The organism is Gordonia jinhuaensis (assembly GCF_014639795.1).
Lineage (GTDB): Bacteria > Actinomycetota > Actinomycetes > Mycobacteriales > Mycobacteriaceae > Gordonia_B > Gordonia_B jinhuaensis.
In genome coordinates this window covers 69,418-84,905 of record NZ_BMGC01000004.1, presented here as the reverse complement: position 1 = coordinate 84,905, position 15,488 = coordinate 69,418, and the positions used below count along the sequence as shown (strand labels likewise).

22 protein-coding genes and 2 tRNA genes are annotated in these 15,488 nt (G+C 65.6%); 10 read left to right on the top strand and 14 right to left on the bottom strand.

The features are described 5' to 3' along the window. The first annotated feature begins 39 nt into the window (after positions 1-39). Positions 40-966: an N-acetylglucosamine kinase gene (locus IEW22_RS04340; protein WP_188585371.1), complete on the top strand. Its 927-nt coding sequence runs from the start codon at positions 40-42 to the stop codon at positions 964-966. On the opposite strand, the gene IEW22_RS04335 is transcribed toward IEW22_RS04340, so the two are convergent. Then, positions 963-2,141, bottom strand: coding sequence for an MFS transporter (locus IEW22_RS04335; protein ID WP_229742191.1), 1,179 nt, complete (start codon positions 2,139-2,141; stop codon positions 963-965). The two genes, IEW22_RS04340 and IEW22_RS04335, sit on opposite strands and share 4 nt — an antisense overlap. A gap of 201 nt (positions 2,142-2,342) precedes the next feature. Here IEW22_RS04335 and IEW22_RS04330 point away from each other — a divergent pair, with 201 nt between their 5' ends. From IEW22_RS04330 to IEW22_RS04305, 6 genes are all read left to right on the top strand, one after another. Further along, positions 2,343-3,116 carry a fumarylacetoacetate hydrolase family protein gene (locus tag IEW22_RS04330; RefSeq protein WP_188585370.1) on the top strand — a complete coding sequence of 258 codons (774 nt, stop codon included), beginning with the start codon at positions 2,343-2,345 and terminating at the stop codon, positions 3,114-3,116. Between the two features lie 4 nt (positions 3,117-3,120). Further along, positions 3,121-3,939 (top strand): alpha/beta fold hydrolase, encoded by an 819-nt coding sequence (locus tag IEW22_RS04325; RefSeq protein WP_229742166.1) that lies wholly within the window; start codon positions 3,121-3,123, stop codon positions 3,937-3,939. Between the two features lie 134 nt (positions 3,940-4,073). Further along, entirely contained in the window at positions 4,074-5,642 is a 1,569-nt protein-coding gene (gene gltX / locus IEW22_RS04320) for a glutamate--tRNA ligase (RefSeq protein ID WP_188585368.1), read from the top strand. A 75-nt stretch (positions 5,643-5,717) separates the two neighbouring features. Continuing rightward, positions 5,718-5,792, top strand: a tRNA-Gln gene (locus tag IEW22_RS04315). A gap of 116 nt (positions 5,793-5,908) precedes the next feature. Further along, positions 5,909-5,981: transfer RNA gene (locus tag IEW22_RS04310), tRNA-Glu, on the top strand. A 230-nt stretch (positions 5,982-6,211) separates the two neighbouring features. Further along, complete coding sequence (locus IEW22_RS04305) at positions 6,212-6,742, top strand: site-specific integrase (protein WP_188585367.1); 531 nt, start codon at positions 6,212-6,214, stop codon at positions 6,740-6,742. Positions 6,743-6,828: 86 nt separating this feature from the next. On the opposite strand, the gene IEW22_RS04300 is transcribed toward IEW22_RS04305, so the two are convergent. Both IEW22_RS04300 and IEW22_RS04295 read right to left on the bottom strand, forming a co-directional pair. Further along, positions 6,829-6,993, bottom strand: a complete 165-nt coding sequence (locus IEW22_RS04300; protein WP_188585366.1) for a hypothetical protein — start codon at positions 6,991-6,993, stop codon at positions 6,829-6,831. 158 nt (positions 6,994-7,151) lie between these two features. Beyond that, positions 7,152-7,289: a hypothetical protein gene (locus tag IEW22_RS04295; RefSeq protein WP_188585365.1), complete on the bottom strand. Its 138-nt coding sequence runs from the start codon at positions 7,287-7,289 to the stop codon at positions 7,152-7,154. Between the two features lie 102 nt (positions 7,290-7,391). Here IEW22_RS04295 and IEW22_RS04290 point away from each other — a divergent pair, with 102 nt between their 5' ends. Genes IEW22_RS04290 through IEW22_RS04280 form a run of 3 tightly spaced genes read left to right on the top strand, consistent with a single transcriptional unit; the run spans position 7,392 to position 8,777 of the window. Beyond that, a complete protein-coding gene (locus IEW22_RS04290) occupies positions 7,392-7,595 on the top strand; it encodes a ribbon-helix-helix domain-containing protein (RefSeq protein WP_188585364.1) in 204 nt (67 codons plus the stop codon). 50 nt (positions 7,596-7,645) lie between these two features. Further along, entirely contained in the window at positions 7,646-7,870 is a 225-nt protein-coding gene (locus IEW22_RS04285) for a hypothetical protein (protein WP_188585363.1), read from the top strand. Between the two features lie 31 nt (positions 7,871-7,901). Next, a complete protein-coding gene (locus tag IEW22_RS04280; RefSeq protein ID WP_229742165.1) occupies positions 7,902-8,777 on the top strand; it encodes a hypothetical protein in 876 nt (291 codons plus the stop codon). A 125-nt stretch (positions 8,778-8,902) separates the two neighbouring features. On the opposite strand, the gene IEW22_RS04275 is transcribed toward IEW22_RS04280, so the two are convergent. From IEW22_RS04275 to IEW22_RS04225, 11 genes are all read right to left on the bottom strand, one after another. Continuing rightward, a complete protein-coding gene (locus tag IEW22_RS04275; protein ID WP_188585361.1) occupies positions 8,903-9,283 on the bottom strand; it encodes a hypothetical protein in 381 nt (126 codons plus the stop codon). A 109-nt stretch (positions 9,284-9,392) separates the two neighbouring features. Next, positions 9,393-11,054, bottom strand: coding sequence for an SGNH/GDSL hydrolase family protein (locus IEW22_RS04270; protein WP_188585360.1), 1,662 nt, complete (start codon positions 11,052-11,054; stop codon positions 9,393-9,395). Next, on the bottom strand, positions 11,051-11,269 hold the full coding sequence (locus IEW22_RS04265; protein ID WP_188585359.1) for a hypothetical protein: 219 nt from the start codon (positions 11,267-11,269) through the stop codon (positions 11,051-11,053). Before IEW22_RS04265 ends, IEW22_RS04270 begins: the two co-directional genes overlap by 4 nt. Positions 11,270-11,316: 47 nt before the next feature. Further along, positions 11,317-11,589: a hypothetical protein gene (locus IEW22_RS04260; RefSeq protein WP_188585358.1), complete on the bottom strand. Its 273-nt coding sequence runs from the start codon at positions 11,587-11,589 to the stop codon at positions 11,317-11,319. Positions 11,590-11,596: 7 nt separating this feature from the next. After that, positions 11,597-12,643 carry a glycine-rich domain-containing protein gene (locus IEW22_RS04255; protein ID WP_188585357.1) on the bottom strand — a complete coding sequence of 349 codons (1,047 nt, stop codon included), beginning with the start codon at positions 12,641-12,643 and terminating at the stop codon, positions 11,597-11,599. Then, complete coding sequence (locus tag IEW22_RS04250) at positions 12,640-13,266, bottom strand: hypothetical protein (RefSeq protein ID WP_188585356.1); 627 nt, start codon at positions 13,264-13,266, stop codon at positions 12,640-12,642. Before IEW22_RS04250 ends, IEW22_RS04255 begins: the two co-directional genes overlap by 4 nt. Continuing rightward, positions 13,263-13,586, bottom strand: coding sequence for a putative phage holin (locus tag IEW22_RS04245; protein ID WP_188585355.1), 324 nt, complete (start codon positions 13,584-13,586; stop codon positions 13,263-13,265). The genes IEW22_RS04250 and IEW22_RS04245 overlap by 4 nt, the downstream gene beginning before the upstream one ends. Then, complete coding sequence (locus IEW22_RS04240) at positions 13,583-13,786, bottom strand: DUF7620 family protein (RefSeq protein ID WP_455350586.1); 204 nt, start codon at positions 13,784-13,786, stop codon at positions 13,583-13,585. The genes IEW22_RS04245 and IEW22_RS04240 overlap by 4 nt, the downstream gene beginning before the upstream one ends. Continuing rightward, a complete protein-coding gene (locus IEW22_RS04235; protein WP_188585353.1) occupies positions 13,786-14,097 on the bottom strand; it encodes a hypothetical protein in 312 nt (103 codons plus the stop codon). The genes IEW22_RS04240 and IEW22_RS04235 overlap by 1 nt, the downstream gene beginning before the upstream one ends. A gap of 3 nt (positions 14,098-14,100) precedes the next feature. Continuing rightward, entirely contained in the window at positions 14,101-14,415 is a 315-nt protein-coding gene (locus IEW22_RS04230; RefSeq protein ID WP_188585352.1) for a hypothetical protein, read from the bottom strand. 12 nt (positions 14,416-14,427) lie between these two features. Then, positions 14,428-15,483 (bottom strand): N-acetylmuramoyl-L-alanine amidase, encoded by a 1,056-nt coding sequence (locus tag IEW22_RS04225; RefSeq protein WP_188585351.1) that lies wholly within the window; start codon positions 15,481-15,483, stop codon positions 14,428-14,430. Between the last annotated feature and the right edge of the window lie 5 nt (positions 15,484-15,488).

The window sequence follows — 15,488 nt, the reverse complement described above, 5'->3', positions numbered from 1 at the left end:
CCGTCGTGACTCGTCGACACGCCGGGCGATAGCACGGCCGTGAAACTGTCGATCGACGGTGGACAGACGGGGTCGCGAATCCGGTTGAGCTTCGACGACGGACATGTCGAGGAGCGCGACGGGGCGGGTATCGACACCTCCATGTCGGTGGTCGACCAGATCGCCGACATCGCGACCCGTTCGGTCCTCGACATGGGCATCGACACGAATGCCGAATCCGTTTCGGTGCTCGCGGCGGGCGTGTCGGGTCTGACACCCGCCGGTTCGCGACCTGAGCGGCTGCGTGCGCTGACCGCGGGACTCGGTGTCACCGATGTGGCACTGGCTCACGATTCGGTGACGGGATACCTCGCGGCCAACGGTCTGGCCCTCGGCGCGGTGACCGCGGTCGGCACCGGTGTGGTCACGCTCGGTGTCGGTGAGCGCGTGGCGCGAGTGGACGGCTGGGGCTACCTGCTCGGTGATGCTGGTTCGGCGTACTGGATCGGCAGGATGGGACTCGACGCCGCCCTGCGCGCCTTCGACGGCAGGGGACAGGCCACCGAACTCGGTGAACGCGCTGTGATCTCGTTCGGTCCCTTCGAGGAGATCTACATGCGGCTGCAGGCGCGTGAGGACCGGGTGCCGACGATCGCCCGGTTCGCTCGTGAGGTCGCCGACGCCGCCCTCCGCGGCGACGTGGTGGCCGCGGAGATCCTCGCGGCAGCCGCCGACGAACTCGCGACGAGCGTGGTGAGCGCGTTACGCCGCTGCCGGGCAGAGTCATCGGCTCGGGTGAGCTGGGTCGGTGCGGTGATGGGCAACGACGTCCTGCGCTCGGAGTTCACCGACGCCGTGTCGCGCTCGATGCCGGGTGTCACGGTGGCGCCGCCGCGGGGCAGAACCCTCGACGGCGTCGAGGCCCTGAACGATGTCCCGGCCGATCATCCGCTGGCAGAACAGATCTCGCGCAGTTCGCCGGACTAGTTCTCTGTCGGCGGGTCGTGGGGCACCACCCCGATGGCCAGCAGCGGTGCGGCTGCGGCGACGGCGAAGGCCAGTGGGAATCCTGCGGCTGCGATCAGTGCACCGAAGATCGGTGTGGTGGCCGACATCGCCAGATACTGGCTGGTGTTCTGGATCGCGAGACTTCGTCCGCTCCACCGCGGTCCGGCGTATTCGGCGATGGCGGTGAATGCCAGCCCGTTGTCGGCAACGGAGATGACCGAGGCGAGCATCATCGCGACCACCGCCACGACGGGAGCATGCATCCACGCCGTCAGGGCCAGCAATGCGGTGAACACCACCGCCGCCACCGAGATGATCCGCACCGGTCGCATCCGCGAGCCCATCCGGTCGGAGACACGCCCTGCGGCGATGCGCCCCAACGCGCCCAGGATCTGGGTGATGGTCACCAACAGTCCCGCGGCGGCCGGCGACCAGTGCAGTCCGACGATCAGCCAGGTGGGGACGAATGTCCACAGCATGCCCTGCGGGATCACCAGCAGCAGGCTCACGGTATGGACGCGAGTGAGGAATCCGCCTGTCCGATAGGGATTCTCGGACACATTCGGGTCGCTGTGTGCCGTCGAGTTGCCTGTCGCCGGTTCCGGTCGTCGTGGATCGACGATGAGCAGCGCGGTCAGTCCCAGTGCGATCACCGACACCGCGAACGGGATGATCAGCGCCGCTGCGGCACCCCGATGTGCGGCGAGCACCGGCATCGTCAGCGCGCAGATGCCCACACCGAGCGGCTGTGCCATCTGTCGCATCCCCATGGCGGTGCCCCGCAGGTTCGGCGGGAACCAGCCCACCACGATGCGCCCGCTTGCCCCGTTGCCCGCCCCGCAGGCCAGCCCGCCGGCGAGCAGGCAGGCGCCGATCACCGGTAACGGGGCGTGGTACGCCGCAGCGAGTGCGGTCGCGCCGGTGGCGATCACGGTCAGCGCCAGCGAGACCAGCAGCACACGTCGTTCGCCGCGACGGTCGAGTGCGAGCCCCCACCCCACCATCGACAGCGTCAGGCCGACGGTGGGCAACGCCGCGAGCCAGGCCCCCTCGGTCAGGGAGACGCCGTCGTCGTGCAGGGCCGGGATCAGGTAGGCCACACCCGACACGGCGCAGGTGGTGGCCATCGCTGCGACGAGTGCGGCGACGAGCATCCACCAGCGGTGCACGGTCGGTTCGTCGGGATGGCTGCCCGCCGCCGTATTGGCGCCGGGGGCTGCGCAGTCCCGTCGGCGTCTCAACATATGGAACGACATATTCATATTTTAAGACACTCGCGGAATGTGGGATCGACGTGCCCCTGTCGATCCCGGCAGGCGGGATGGCAGATCGACGTGCTCGGCTAAGGTCGACACATGCGACTCGCTCGAATTGCAAGCCCTGACGGCGTGGCTTTCGTGAGTATCGACGGTGACGGGAACGATGCCCGTGCTCGGGAAATCGCCGAGCATCCCTTCGGCACCCCCACCTTCACGGGACGCTCCTGGCCGCTGGCCGATACCCGGTTGCTCGCGCCCATCCTCGCCAGCAAGGTGGTGTGTATCGGCAAGAACTACGTCGAGCACATCGCCGAGATGGGTGGACCGGCACCGGACAGTCCGGTCATCTTCATCAAACCCAACACGTCGATCATCGGTCCGAACGCCCCGATCCTGCGCCCCAAGAGTTCTGAGCGGGTGGATTTCGAGGGTGAGCTCGCGGTGGTGATCGGCCGGCCGTGTCGAGATGTGCCCGCCGCCAAAGCCGCCGACGTCATCCTCGGCTACACCATCGCCAACGACGTGACCGCGCGTGATCAGCAGGCGATCGACGGTCAGTGGACGCGTGCCAAGGGGTACGACTCGTTCTGTCCGCTGGGCCCGTGGATCGAAACCGAGCTCGATCCAAGCGATCTGGAGATCACCACCACCCTCGGCGGCGAGGTGAAGCAGCGCTCGCGGACCAGTCTGATGATCCACGACATCGGTGCCATCGTGGAGTGGATCTCGGCGGTCATGACACTGATGCCGGGCGATGTGTTGCTCACCGGGACACCCTCGGGGGTGGGCCCGATGGCTGCCGGTCAGACCGTGTCGGTCGCTGTCGAAGGGTTGGGCGAATTGTCCAACCCGGTGGCCGATCGAGGGTAGGTCCGTGCCACCGATCGCACCGAAAATCGCTCGCGTCAACGGAATCGAGATCAGCTACATCGACCAGGGGCAGGGCCCGCTCGTGGTGATGGTGATGGGCACCGGCGCTCCCGGTCGCGTGTGGCATGCCCATCAGCAGCCCGCCCTCATCGCCGCGGGCTATCGCGTGGTCACCTTCGACAACCGCGGGATCGCGCCGACGAGCGAATGCGCCGAGGGTTTCGCGCTGTCGGATATGGTCGCCGACACCGCCGCGCTCATCGAATTCCTCGATGCCGGACCGGCACACGTGATCGGGACCTCGCTCGGCGGACGCATCACCGCCGAACTCTGCGTTGCCCGACCCGATCTCGTCGCCTCGGCGGTGATCATCGCCTCCTACGGACGTTCCACACCGCTGCAGGCGGCGATGTCGCGCGGCGAGCGGGAGATCTACGACCGGGGTATCGAACTGCCCGAGGACTACCACGCCGCGGTGACCGCCCAGATGAGTCTGTCGCCGGCGACGCTGGCCGACGAGTCGGCAGTACGCGACTGGCTCGACGTGATCGGCTTCTCGGGAAGCCGGGTGTCGGCAGGTGTACGCGCGCAGATGGGTGTGCACGACGACGAGTTGGACCGTCTGGGCGTCTACGGCACGATCGCGGTGCCGGTGCTGGTCATCGGATTCGCCGACGACCGCACGTTGCTGCCGCATCTGTCACGAGAACTCGCCGACGCCATCACCGGGGCGAGGTATGAAGAGGTCGCCGACGCGGGACATTGGGGTTACCTCGAACAGCCGGCGACCGTCAACGCCCTGCTGATCGACTTCCTGGCCTGAGCGCCTGACAGGCAGGCCGCGCAACCGATCCGGATGCCGTCGGGGCCCTGCAACGCCGGGCGTGTCGGGCTGCGCACCCGCGGCGGGCAGGGCTGGGCCGAGCGCGCCTGCGTGCCGCTATACCCTTGAGGGTCATGAGCAGTCATGATGTCGACAGCACGCCGCAGTCCGCACCGGCCGATGCCGGCAGCTCCACCGCCGCGCCCACACAGGTGAGGGTGCGGTTCTCCCCGTCGCCCACCGGCACACCACATGTGGGACTTGCGCGCACGGCGCTGTTCAACTTCGCCCACGCCCGCCACACCGGCGGCACCTTCGTCTTCCGCATCGAGGACACCGACGCCGCTCGTGACTCCCAGGAGTCCTATGAGGCGATCCTCGACGCGTTGCGCTGGCTCGGCCTCGACTGGGATGAGGGGCCCGAGGTCGGTGGACCGTATGCGCCCTATCGTCAGTCCGAGCGCGGGGATCTCTATCGCGCCGTGGTCGCCGAACTCCTCGAGGCCGGCGAGGCCTACGAGGCGTACTCCACCGCCGAGGAGGTGGAGGCGCGGCACCGGGCGGCCGGGCGCGATCCGAAGCTCGGCTATGACAACTTCGACCGCGACCTGACCGACGAGCAGCGCGCGGCCTTCCGCGCCGAGGGCCGCAATCCCGTTGTGCGCCTGAAGATGCCCGACCACGACATCACCTGGGACGATCTCGTGCGCGGCAGCACAACCATCAAAGCGGGCACCGTTCCCGACTATGCGCTGACCCGTGGCAACGGGGATCCGCTCTATACGCTGGTCAATCCGGTCGACGACGCCGCGATGAAGATCACCCACGTGCTGCGCGGCGAGGATCTGCTGCCCTCCACACCCCGCCAGATCGCGCTGTACGAGGCGCTGATGCGCATCGGACGCGCGGAGTGGGTGCCGGAGTTCGGTCATCTCCCGTTCGTGATGGGGGAGGGCAACAAGAAGCTCTCCAAGCGCGACCCGCAGTCGAGTCTGTTCCATCACCGCGATCGTGGATTCATCCGTGAGGGACTCATCAACTATCTCGCGCTGTTGGGGTGGGGCATCTCCGACGATCACGACGTCTTCGGGATCGACGAGATGATCGAGGCCTTCGATGTGCGCCGGGTGAACTCCAATCCCGCACGCTTCGACCAGAAGAAGGCCGACGCCATCAACGCCGAACACATCCGGCGGCTGAGTCCGGAGGATTTCGCCGCGCGACTGCGCGCCTATCTGATCGAGCACGGCAAGCTCGTCGAACCGATCGACGATGCGACCTTCGCGACGGTCGCGGAGTTGGTGCAGACGCGGATCCAGGTGCTGAGCGAAGCGTGGCCGTTGATCTCGTTCCTCTACGTCGGCACCGACAACGACCCCGAACACGCGTCCTTCGCGGTCGACGAGGCCTCGGCACGCAAGAATCTCGGCAGCGACGCCGCACCCGTCCTCGCTGCTGCCATCGAGGCGCTGGAGGGCGTGACCGACTGGTCCACGTCGGCCATCGAGGACGCGCTCAAGACTGCGTTGGTCGAGGGTCTCGAACTCAAGCCGCGCAAGGCGTTCGGCCCCGTCCGAGTCGCCGTCACCGGGTCGCACATCAGTCCGCCGCTGTTCGAGTCGATCGAGCTCCTGGGACGCGATGTCACCGTCGACCGGTTGCGCTCGGCGGCTCAAAACCTTCCCTCACCTGCCGATTTGTAGTTAGGGCGGGTGTCTTTGGTAGTCTCTCTCACGGCGCTTTTCGAGCCCGCGAGAGCGGGAAGAGGGGCTGACCAATGGGGTATGGTGTAATTGGCAACACAGCTGATTCTGGTTCAGCCATTCTAGGTTCGAGTCCTGGTACCCCAGCCACGAGCAGGGTTGTACACCAGTTTGGTGAATCCCGCTCGGGAGGCTAGAGTTGCGGAGGCTCTCAGCGGTTCGAATCGCAGAGATCGATGTGACAACAGTCGTGAAGAGCAAGTCTTGGCCCCGTCGTCTAGCGGCCTAGGACGCCGCCCTCTCAAGGCGGTAGCGCGGGTTCGAATCCCGTCGGGGCTACAACGCAGAAAACACCCCCTCACCAGCAGTGATGCCGGTGAGGGGGTGTTGTGCGTCAGGGGGTCCGTGGCCGTCGTGGACACAGTTTGGACACGGGCTTGTCAGTCCAGGTGTTAGCGGACACGATCACCGAGGGCGAAGGTCTTCGGCTGCCCGAGACTGAGCGGAAGGAGATGGTGTTCTTGTCGCCGACTGAGTTCGCTGTTGTCCACGGAGGTATCACGCGCCCGATGTTCGCCGATCTCGCGCTATGGCTGGTGTCGACCGGTATGCGCTTCGGGGAGGCGACGGCACTACGCCCCGGCGACATCGATGTCGAGAACGCCACTGCCCGGGTCGGTCGGGCGTGGAAGTACTCGGGCGGCTACAGCCGGCGTTTGGGGCCACCGAAGACGAGGAAGTCTCGTCGCACGATCGACCTGACCCCGCAGGCCGTCGAGGTTGCCGGGAGACATGCCGACGGCGAGTGGTTGTTCAGCCTGAGCTCGGGTGGTCCCGTGAGTCCTCAGGGTTTCTGGCGTCGGGCGTGGGAACCGGCGCGACGTGCTGCGAGGGAGCACGGTTTGACGAAGACGCCGCGTGTGCATGATCTGCGGCACACGAACGCGTCGTGGATGATCGCTTCGGGCATCCCGCTACCGATGATCCAGGCTCACTTGGGGCATGAGTCGATCACCACGACCATTGATCGCTATGGGCATTTGGATCGCACGTCGGGCAAGGCGGCGGCGAGGGCGATCGGGGATCTGCTGTCCGCCTAGAGCCGCTACACTCGCACATGTGTTCGGGGACGCCCAGACACGAAAAGACCCCCGCCGCCTCTGGGAAGAAGGCGACGGGGGTCTCGTCATTCGTCGTGCTCGTCTCGCTGCCACCACTCCGGGTCTGCGGTGGTCCACAGGATCGCGAGGGTGGGGTCGGGGTAGCCGCAGTTCGGGCAGGTGTGCTCGTCGAGGTTGTTCATGCCCTCTTGGACGTGTGCCAGGCCGGATCGGTTCGCGGTGTCGGTCACGCGGTGGACGAGTCAAGGAACCTTGAACTCGGCCGGCAGCAATTCAAGGTTCGGGGCCGAACCTTGAATTCGCACACGTGTGAGGCCGGGCCGGATCGGTTCGGTCGCGTGCCGGACGAGACCCCCGGGCCCTTTCGGGTCCGGGGGTCTCGCGTCGGTCAGTGTCCGAGTGCTTCGCGGATCGTCTGGGCGTGGGCTTCGGCTTTCGCGTGAGCGTCGTGCTCGTCGGTAGCCATGACGAGGATGATGCTTCCGCGGGGGTCGGTGACTCGGTGGGGGGTGAGTGTGGTTTTCATGGTGTCCCTCTCTCGTGGTGTGATACCAGTATAGCCGCAATACTCGTATACCGTCAACACTTTGGTATCGACTAATGCAGCAATACGCGATACGCTCACCGCATGGCGAACACTGCACCCAACACCCGAGGACTCACGCCCGGCGGGACCTCCCTATCCGGCGACGGGACACACTCGCCCCGCGTCACCGTTTCCCTACCCGCAGCCGCCAAGGCGGAGCTGGACGAGCACGCAAAAGAGGCCGGGATGGGCACCGCGAAATACGTCCGGAAGATTTTGCTCGACCACTTGACGAGTAACGAGTAATGCTGCAATACTGGTTACACAGTCAAGGAACACCGACCAAGGAGCCCGACATGATCAACGCCCACATCTCCCGCGACGAGAACACCATCCTCATCCAGGACGCCGACGACGCCTCCACCATCGCCGAGTTCCCCGCCGACAACCTGTTCGACGACGGGGAGCCCAACGAGGAAGCCCTCGACGCCGCGCTGGACGCCGCCGGGTGGAAGCGCACCGGCGACATCGAATCCGGTCCCGACTGGGGCCTGTTCGCCGCGCAGGTCACCGCGGCGTAGTCGGGCGCTGGTGGTGCGACCTCTACGCGCAGTGACATTGCCGGCGGTCAGGATGGACCTGGCCGCCGGCCTGAACCACGCCAGTCGCGTGGTCGATGAGCAGCCAAGGGGAACTGAAGGGTCGAGTGTCAGCGATCTGTGGCGGCGCGAGGCGAAAGAGCTGGAGACCGCCTCGCTGTGGTGGGTCGCACCGGACATGACGACCCTCGCAGCCGACACTGGCCTGTGCGGCGGCGAGCTACCCCACTGGGACCGTGACGCTGAGACACGGTCGGGTCTGCTCGTGTGGGATGGCGGACTCCCGATCCGCGTGGTCAACCGGTCCGCCGACCGCGACGAGCGCACCGTGACGATCGACGCGGTGTCGTGGGCTCCGATCCCCGAGTGGTCACAGGATGCGGACATGGACGGCGTCCGCATCGAGCTGTGGACACGCCAGGCCATCGCCGGACGCCCACCCAGCCCACTGTCCTTGATCACCGTGCGTTTCAGCGACGGCCGCGACGATACGGTGCGCGTGGGCGATCACAGCATCGCACCCGAGCTGGCGATCTGGCGCATCCTGTGCGCCACGATGCTGCTATCGCAACAGCCCCAGGTCGGCTCGACCCGACCCGCCAACTTCCGCGAAGACGGGTCGGCGAAAGAAACCCGCACACGACCCGTGCCCGCAGTCACAGTCATCGACCTCCGGACCGTCCGAGAGTGGACAGTCGGTCCGGACGGAAAGGCAGCCAGCGACGGTCGTGACTACACCCACCGCTGGATCGTGCGCGGTCACATGCGCACCTATCACACCGGACCTCGCGGTGCGAAGACCGAAAAGCGTTGGATCGCGCCCTATGTCGCCGGACCCGAAGGTGCCCCGCTGGTCCCGAAAGAGCATGTATGGGTGTGGCGACGCTGACATGAACGGGGGCGACCAACGCCTCACGCTCGCCAAGTTTCTTTGCAGTGTGCGAGGACATGTCAACTCTTCGGGCTGTTCGCTTGGTATGTCGTGCCGCCTCAGACTTCGCGTTATGGGCGGGCTTAGTTTGTGAGCCAGTACGTGCCGTCGTTGATGAGCAACAGTGCTACACCCGCTGCGACTGTGACGGTGGTATTGGCGGCAGTCGAGTAGATCTGATCTGATCCGGCCCGAGATATGGTGAGTGTTGCTGAGCCGCGATTCTTGATCCGGATAAATCGTCCGGTATTTCCCGCCACCGCAGGGAGGGTCCATGTGACCGCCGACGAGCCGGTAAAAACGTTGAGCTTCGGGGTGGCGGTGAGCGTCTGTGCCGCAGAAGAGACTGCCACTGCCAGGGTGTAGTCGTTCTGCATGTAGTAGGAGGCGTTGCTGTAGGCCATGCCCGCAAGCTCGGACGGGTTGAGTGAGGCGAGGAAGCCGGGGCCGGATTGGATTGCCATCAGTCATCGTCTCCAAAGTTGAGATCGGCGGGCGGGATCAGCGGCGTGTCGGGCAGGTCGGGAAGCATGTCGTTACCAGCCTCCATAAATCGTTCTGTCAGTTCGTCCATCATGCGGCCCTTTCCGCGCGATCCTTGGGCACCCGAAAGTCTCCAATCGCCGCAGCGATTCGGGAGCCGTAGTACTTGTGCCCGAACCAGTTGGGGTGAATCTGATCGGCACCCACCATCTGCGCCTGCTGAGAGGTAGACACACTCTTTTCGTAGCCGGTGCCGGTCCACCACGGCGTCGTGGGGTTGTTGGCGTCAGCGAAGCCGATTCCCTGTGCGTGCGCGGCTATCGCCGCCTGGATACCGAGACGATTGGTGGCGTGTGCGCCCGACCCGTAACTGTCGTTGATGGGTTCTGGCCCGATGGCGACGATCCCCACCTTCGGGTCGCGTGCCGCGATGGCGTTGAGTAGCGCGGTGACGCGCGTCTGCATCCCTGCCTGTGAGGCGTTCGTGCCGTCACCCGACAGTCCGCCGTCGTTGCAGGTTCCGTTGACGAGGACGGCCACCGGCTTGGCGACCGAGCCGAGGAACTTGCCGTAGTAGGCGACCCTGGGGGCCGAACCGAAAGGGCTGGTGTGCGCAGTATTGGACGCCACTGCCGTCAACGAGCCAGCGGCCCCCGTGCCGTCGTTGAAATAGCCGGTGCCACCCTGCGCACACCTCGCCACCGCGAAGCCGGTCGCCTCGATGAGCGCGTCGATCATCCCGTACGTCACGAAGCTCCGCGCCGACCCCGAGTTGTACGCACCGCACGACTCGAAGTACGAGTCTCCCGTCGTCACGATCAGCGGCCTGTCGGGGCTGGGAGCCAGGATCGCGGACCGCTCGTGCATGATCTGCACGAAGTACACGGCGGGCATCACCACCCTGATGCGTCGTGTGGCGATCTCAGCGAACCGCAGCGAGCGGTACGAGTAGCCGGAATAGTTGCCCGCCAACGGAAGCGGCTTCGCCTTCTTCATCCGGCCCTCGTCCTCGATGTACACCTGAGAGTCGAAGTAGCCGAATGTCTGCATCATGATGTCGAGCTTGTCGCCGGTGAATATGAACTCGATGTCGATGACGGAGCCGAAGGGGATTTTGCTTGAGCCGCTGGTGGTGTAGCGTCCGCTGCTGTCGTTGATGCATCCAGAGGCGGGGGTGCCAGCGGTGACGGGGATGAGGTTTTGACCCTGGGTGTTGTAGTTCGCCGAGTCCCAACGGGTGCCCCACAGATTTGTGTAGTCCGATGGGGCCGCGAATAGGTATTGGTCGGTGGTCAGCACGCTTGACGAGATGATGTCAGTCATCGGTCGGTACAGGGTACGCAGCGGTACTTGTCCAAGGTCCGCTTCCTCGATGGCCTCCGACACCTGGTCTGTGACAGCACTCCCGACCTGACTGGCGACGGCCTGCTGGATGACCTGGGCGGGTGTGGCTGCCGGGATCTGCACGTTGGCCTGGATCAGCTCCCACAGGGTGTAGGAGCCGTCACCCGACGTTTTCGGCGTCGACGGCACGGTGAAGGGGATGCTGGTGCGATGCCCGATCGACACCATCGCCTGGCCGGGTTGCAGCTGGGCGGTGAACGCTCCGGTCGAGGTGTCTGAGGGCACGTCAACGTAGTTGGTGCTCATGGTGCTGGCGGAGATGCCGCGGGGGGCGAAGCGGAGTCGTTCACCGGCGGCTGCGCCGGCGATGTTGAGGAGCGTGTCCTTGATGGTGATGAGTGTCGTCATGCCGTGGCCTCCTCGCTCGCTGCGTCGATGGCGTCGAGTTGCGCGACGCTTGCGGTGTCTTCCACGGTCACCACTACCTCCGAGGTTGTGTCGTCTTGTGGGCGTTGCAGATTCGCGGCCAGTACTGCGTTGTGCCGCCCGACGACCCCGAAGCATCCGCCGGGGTGAATGTCGGCATGTACGGGGTTGTCGTGCCGCTGAATGTTCCCCGCCACGCCATCACGTCCCGACGCGGCACACTTCGACGGGTGCGGGGTCGGGGTCATGCGGTCGGCCCCTGATCGCTGCTCGGCTCGGGTAGTGGCGGTGCCGGGATGACGGGTTGTTCGACGATTTCGGCATCGACCTGAATGGGGTCGCTGTCGAAGAAGCGGATGACGGCGTAGGAGCCGTCTTTTTCGCCGATGTCGATGGTGGCTTCAGCGAATCCGCCGATCACGTTTTTCGCGATGCCTGTGAGTGTGCCGGTGATGGTGGCCGAGAAATGTCCTCCCTGCATCTCGGTGGTGAGGTCGGTGGATGAAAACTGTGTCATTGCTTCCTCATTCCGTCACGATCTGAATTTCCCCGTACCCGCCACGCCCGCCAGCCGAACCGTTGAAGAACATGTGGCCGGAGCCACCGCCCGCACCGCCGCCGCCGCCAACCGAGCCGTTCTTTCCCAGCCCAGGGACTGCCCCGTTCGCCCCGTAGCCGCCGCCGCCGCCGCCACCACCACTGGGGGACCGCGTAACTGTGGCGTCAGGAGCGTCCGCACCGTCGCGGCTCGACGCCGTACCGGCCGCGCCGCCAGCGCCCACTGGCGTCCCGCCACCGGCGGTCGGCGAGGCCATCATCGCCGAACCGTTGTAGAAGCCTGCATCGCCTCCCCGCCCCGGTGCGGACGCAGACGCGAGGAATCCGTCGTGCGTCCCGATGGTCGACTGGCCTTTCACTGAGGAGAGGTAGGTTCCGAATGTGGTTTCAGTGCCCATACCGCCGGCGCCGCCCGTTCCGTTAGTCGCCGTCGCGCCCACCCCCCCACTGCCGGGGATGCCGCAGGTATAGGTGACAGTGGCGCCGACGCCACCGAGTTCAGATGGAGTGAACAGCTGTGAGTTGAAGCCCCCGGCACTACCGCCTTGTGGTGGTGTCGATACCGTCTGGCTCCCCTTGTGTCCACCCTGACCCCCATCGCCCGCGCCGATGCACGCGACGTGCAGGTACTTGCAGTCGGGGACAGTGAACGAGCCGCTGCCAGTCAATCGCCACATGGTGATGTCTCCGTAGATCGCCGACTTGATCGAGTTGATCGCCGCTGCAACACCTTCCGGTGTCTGATTCGTGTACGACGCCCCGAACCACGTTTGCGTGATCGCCGCGATGATCCCGCCGATCACCGCACCCGGAAACGAGATGCCACCCGACCCGCCGCCTAGAACGTTCTTCAGGTTGTTGACCCAGGTGCCGACGTCGTTGAGGTCGCCGTCCTCGACACCGGAGATGATCTCGAGGAGATCGCCCAGCGGCGCGGGCAGCATCTGTTCGAGGGTGGCAACCAGGTAGTTCGAGTAGTCGTGGGCGGTCGGCTTGTCGGATGGGATTCTCACGCGACACCCCGCACGGCGTCCGCGGCGGCCTGCACGTAGGTGCGGTGATCGCCGGGCATCTTCTCGATCCCGTACACGCAGTGACGGGAATTCTGCTGGAAGTACTTCCACGCCCACGCGAGGGTGTAGCCGGCATCCCACCAGCGGCCCGGCACCGGCTGCGTCAGCCCGGTGACGGTGTTGGCGATGGTGCGCGCACCGTTGTCGCCGGGGCACGCGGTGATCGGATCGTCGGGCACCGCGAACGACCACACGGGCACCGACGCGATCCGACGCTCACCCGCGATACCCCAATTCGCGAGGGAAACGCCGCCGTTGGCGCACTGGCTGCGGTGGCGGCGAGGGTCAGCGACCAACACGACGCCGGCGCAATGCTCCGGCCGGTCGAACGCCGCGTAGTCGCCCAGTCCAGCCGCGCCGAGACTGTAAGCGACACCAATCCACGGCTGTCCGGCGGCGTCGATGCCGCGCAGGTGCGCGCGAATGTCGCGCACCGATTCTGCGTAGGAGCGGGAGCCGATGGGTGCGATCTCCGCGCGGTAGTCCAGCTCCTCGCCGGGTATCGGCGTGAGCATGTTGCCGACCATCGGTTCCCCCGTCCCGCGTACCTTGATGACTCTCACTTGCGGCCCTTTCGGTCCCGGTTCTGCTCGATGAGCAGGATCGCGATCATCGGCGCAAGACCGACCGCACCCAGCCAGTAGGCGATGGGGCGGATGATCTCGCGCCACGGGTAGGCGCTGTCGGTGATGTAGGTAATCGACAGCTGGACGAGGAACACTGTGAACGTGACACAGAGCCCGAGGAACACGACGCCGACGCGGTTGTGGGGCCACGACTTCCACGGCTTCGACCGCCACGCGTACAGGGTGGTGAAGATGATCATCTCGACGGTGACGACGATCGCTGCCGCGTCGCCTAAGTCGATCGGTGCCAGCGTCATTGTCGTTTCATGGCCTCTCTGAGTAGTTCGGTGAATCCGTTGCGCTCGAGGTGCATTCGCAGCACCTGGGCGGGCTGGCGATCTTTCGGGGCATCCTCGGCGATGCGGTCACGGCGGCGCCGGGACTCGGCAAGTTCCTGCTCGGCCTGCTCGGCCTGCTCGCGGGCGTCGATCATCTCTTTCGTCCACGGCCACTGCACTACGACGGCTCCCTGTTCCGTGTGGAGGAGATCGCCTCGCGCACCGCCTCGAGGTAGTGCGCCTGCAGTTCGCCGGCCACCCGATAGGACGCCACCGTCTCCGCGAGCGAAGAGATGGAGTCCTGATCGGCGGCGGCGCGGGCTGACATGCGGTCGATCGCCCGATCCTTCTCGGCGACGATCTCGCGATGGTGGATCCCCAGCACCAGCCAGCCCCGGATCAGCGCGAGCGCCGCGAACGCTGCGACCACGATGATGAAGCTGACTATCCCGACGCCGTTCCACGCCGAAGGGGACAACCACGTCGGCACCGCTCACACGTCTCGGTGCAGGACGTCCTCGACGAGATCCTCAGTCGAGTCGGCGATGTCGGCGACCTTCGGGGTGTTGGCGGTCAGCCACACATTGAACGCGGTCAGCACGGCGATGGCTCCGGAGATCCAGGCGTACACCTGCGCGGGGATCGACACATCCCCGAGGATCGCGATCAGCGGGGTCACGATGCCCAGCAGCGCGGTGATGCCGCCGGTGATGGCTTTGGCGGAGCGAGACACCTTGTCACCCCACGTGTTGCCCTGGACGTAGACGGGGTTGACCTGAACGGTCAGTTTGTCAGCGGCGGTTGCCATGTCGAGTTCCTCTCAGTTGATGATGTCGGGGCCGTCTTGCGGCACGAGTCCGACGACCTTGTCGGGGGACCACACCAGGCGTCCCTTCTCGAACACCTGGTAGCGAGTGCCGCTCTTGTTGACGATCTCGTTCGAGGCAGGCCACCCATACGGACCTTTCTCGAAACCCGTGCGGTTCCAGTGGGATCGGATGTCTCCGGTCACGAAGTAGCCGGGCTGCTCGTTGTTGCCGAGGTGACCTTTACGGTAGATCGCGCCATGCTCGAAGCCCTGCACCTCGCCGTCAGTGAGCACCGTGTGGTCACCGATCGGATAGCCGAGCGGGCCGCGCTCGTACTTCAGTGCCGCCCACGTCTGAAACAGGTAGGTGGGGATCGCGTGCGCCCCCGTCGTCGGAGACCAGTACACGTAGCCCGCCTCGAACTGCGCCCAGCGGCCACGCCCGTCTGGGGTGATGTTCTCGCCGCTGGTGATGCGCTGCCCGAGCCACGTGGCGCGGGCAGCCTCGGCGTTGATCTGATTGACGGGCGGTTCCACGTGCACTCCTGACGAGTAGGCGGTGATGTAGCGGGCGAAGACGTCCCACGGAAAGTGGTTGCCGACGTCGGTGTGCGTGCCGATCCCAAGGCACTGCGTGACGTACTTGTGGTCACTCAGACCTCGGCCGCGGTGGTACGGCGGGGTGATCACGGTCAGCGGGAAGCCATACTTCTTGCTGTCCTGCACCATCAGCCATGCGGCAATGGCGATGTCGCCCTCGCGATCTAGCCACTGCGCGCGCGACCAGGACGCGAAGCTGCCGGCGAAGCAGATGTTGATCGTGTACGGATTGGCATCCAGCACACTCCAACTTGCGTAGTCGGTGTCGACGAGGTCGACCACGATGCCGTCGCGGATCACATAGTGGTAGCTGGCGTCGTTGCGGTTGTTCAGCGAGATGGCCAGCTCCACGGCGGTCGAGTAGCCGTCCTCGGTGTGCAGCAGATCGTTCGCCACGCTCGCACCCCAGCGGTTCGACCGGTTGTCGCCCATCATGTCGATCTCGCGGTACGCGGGTTTGGTGGTCATGACGT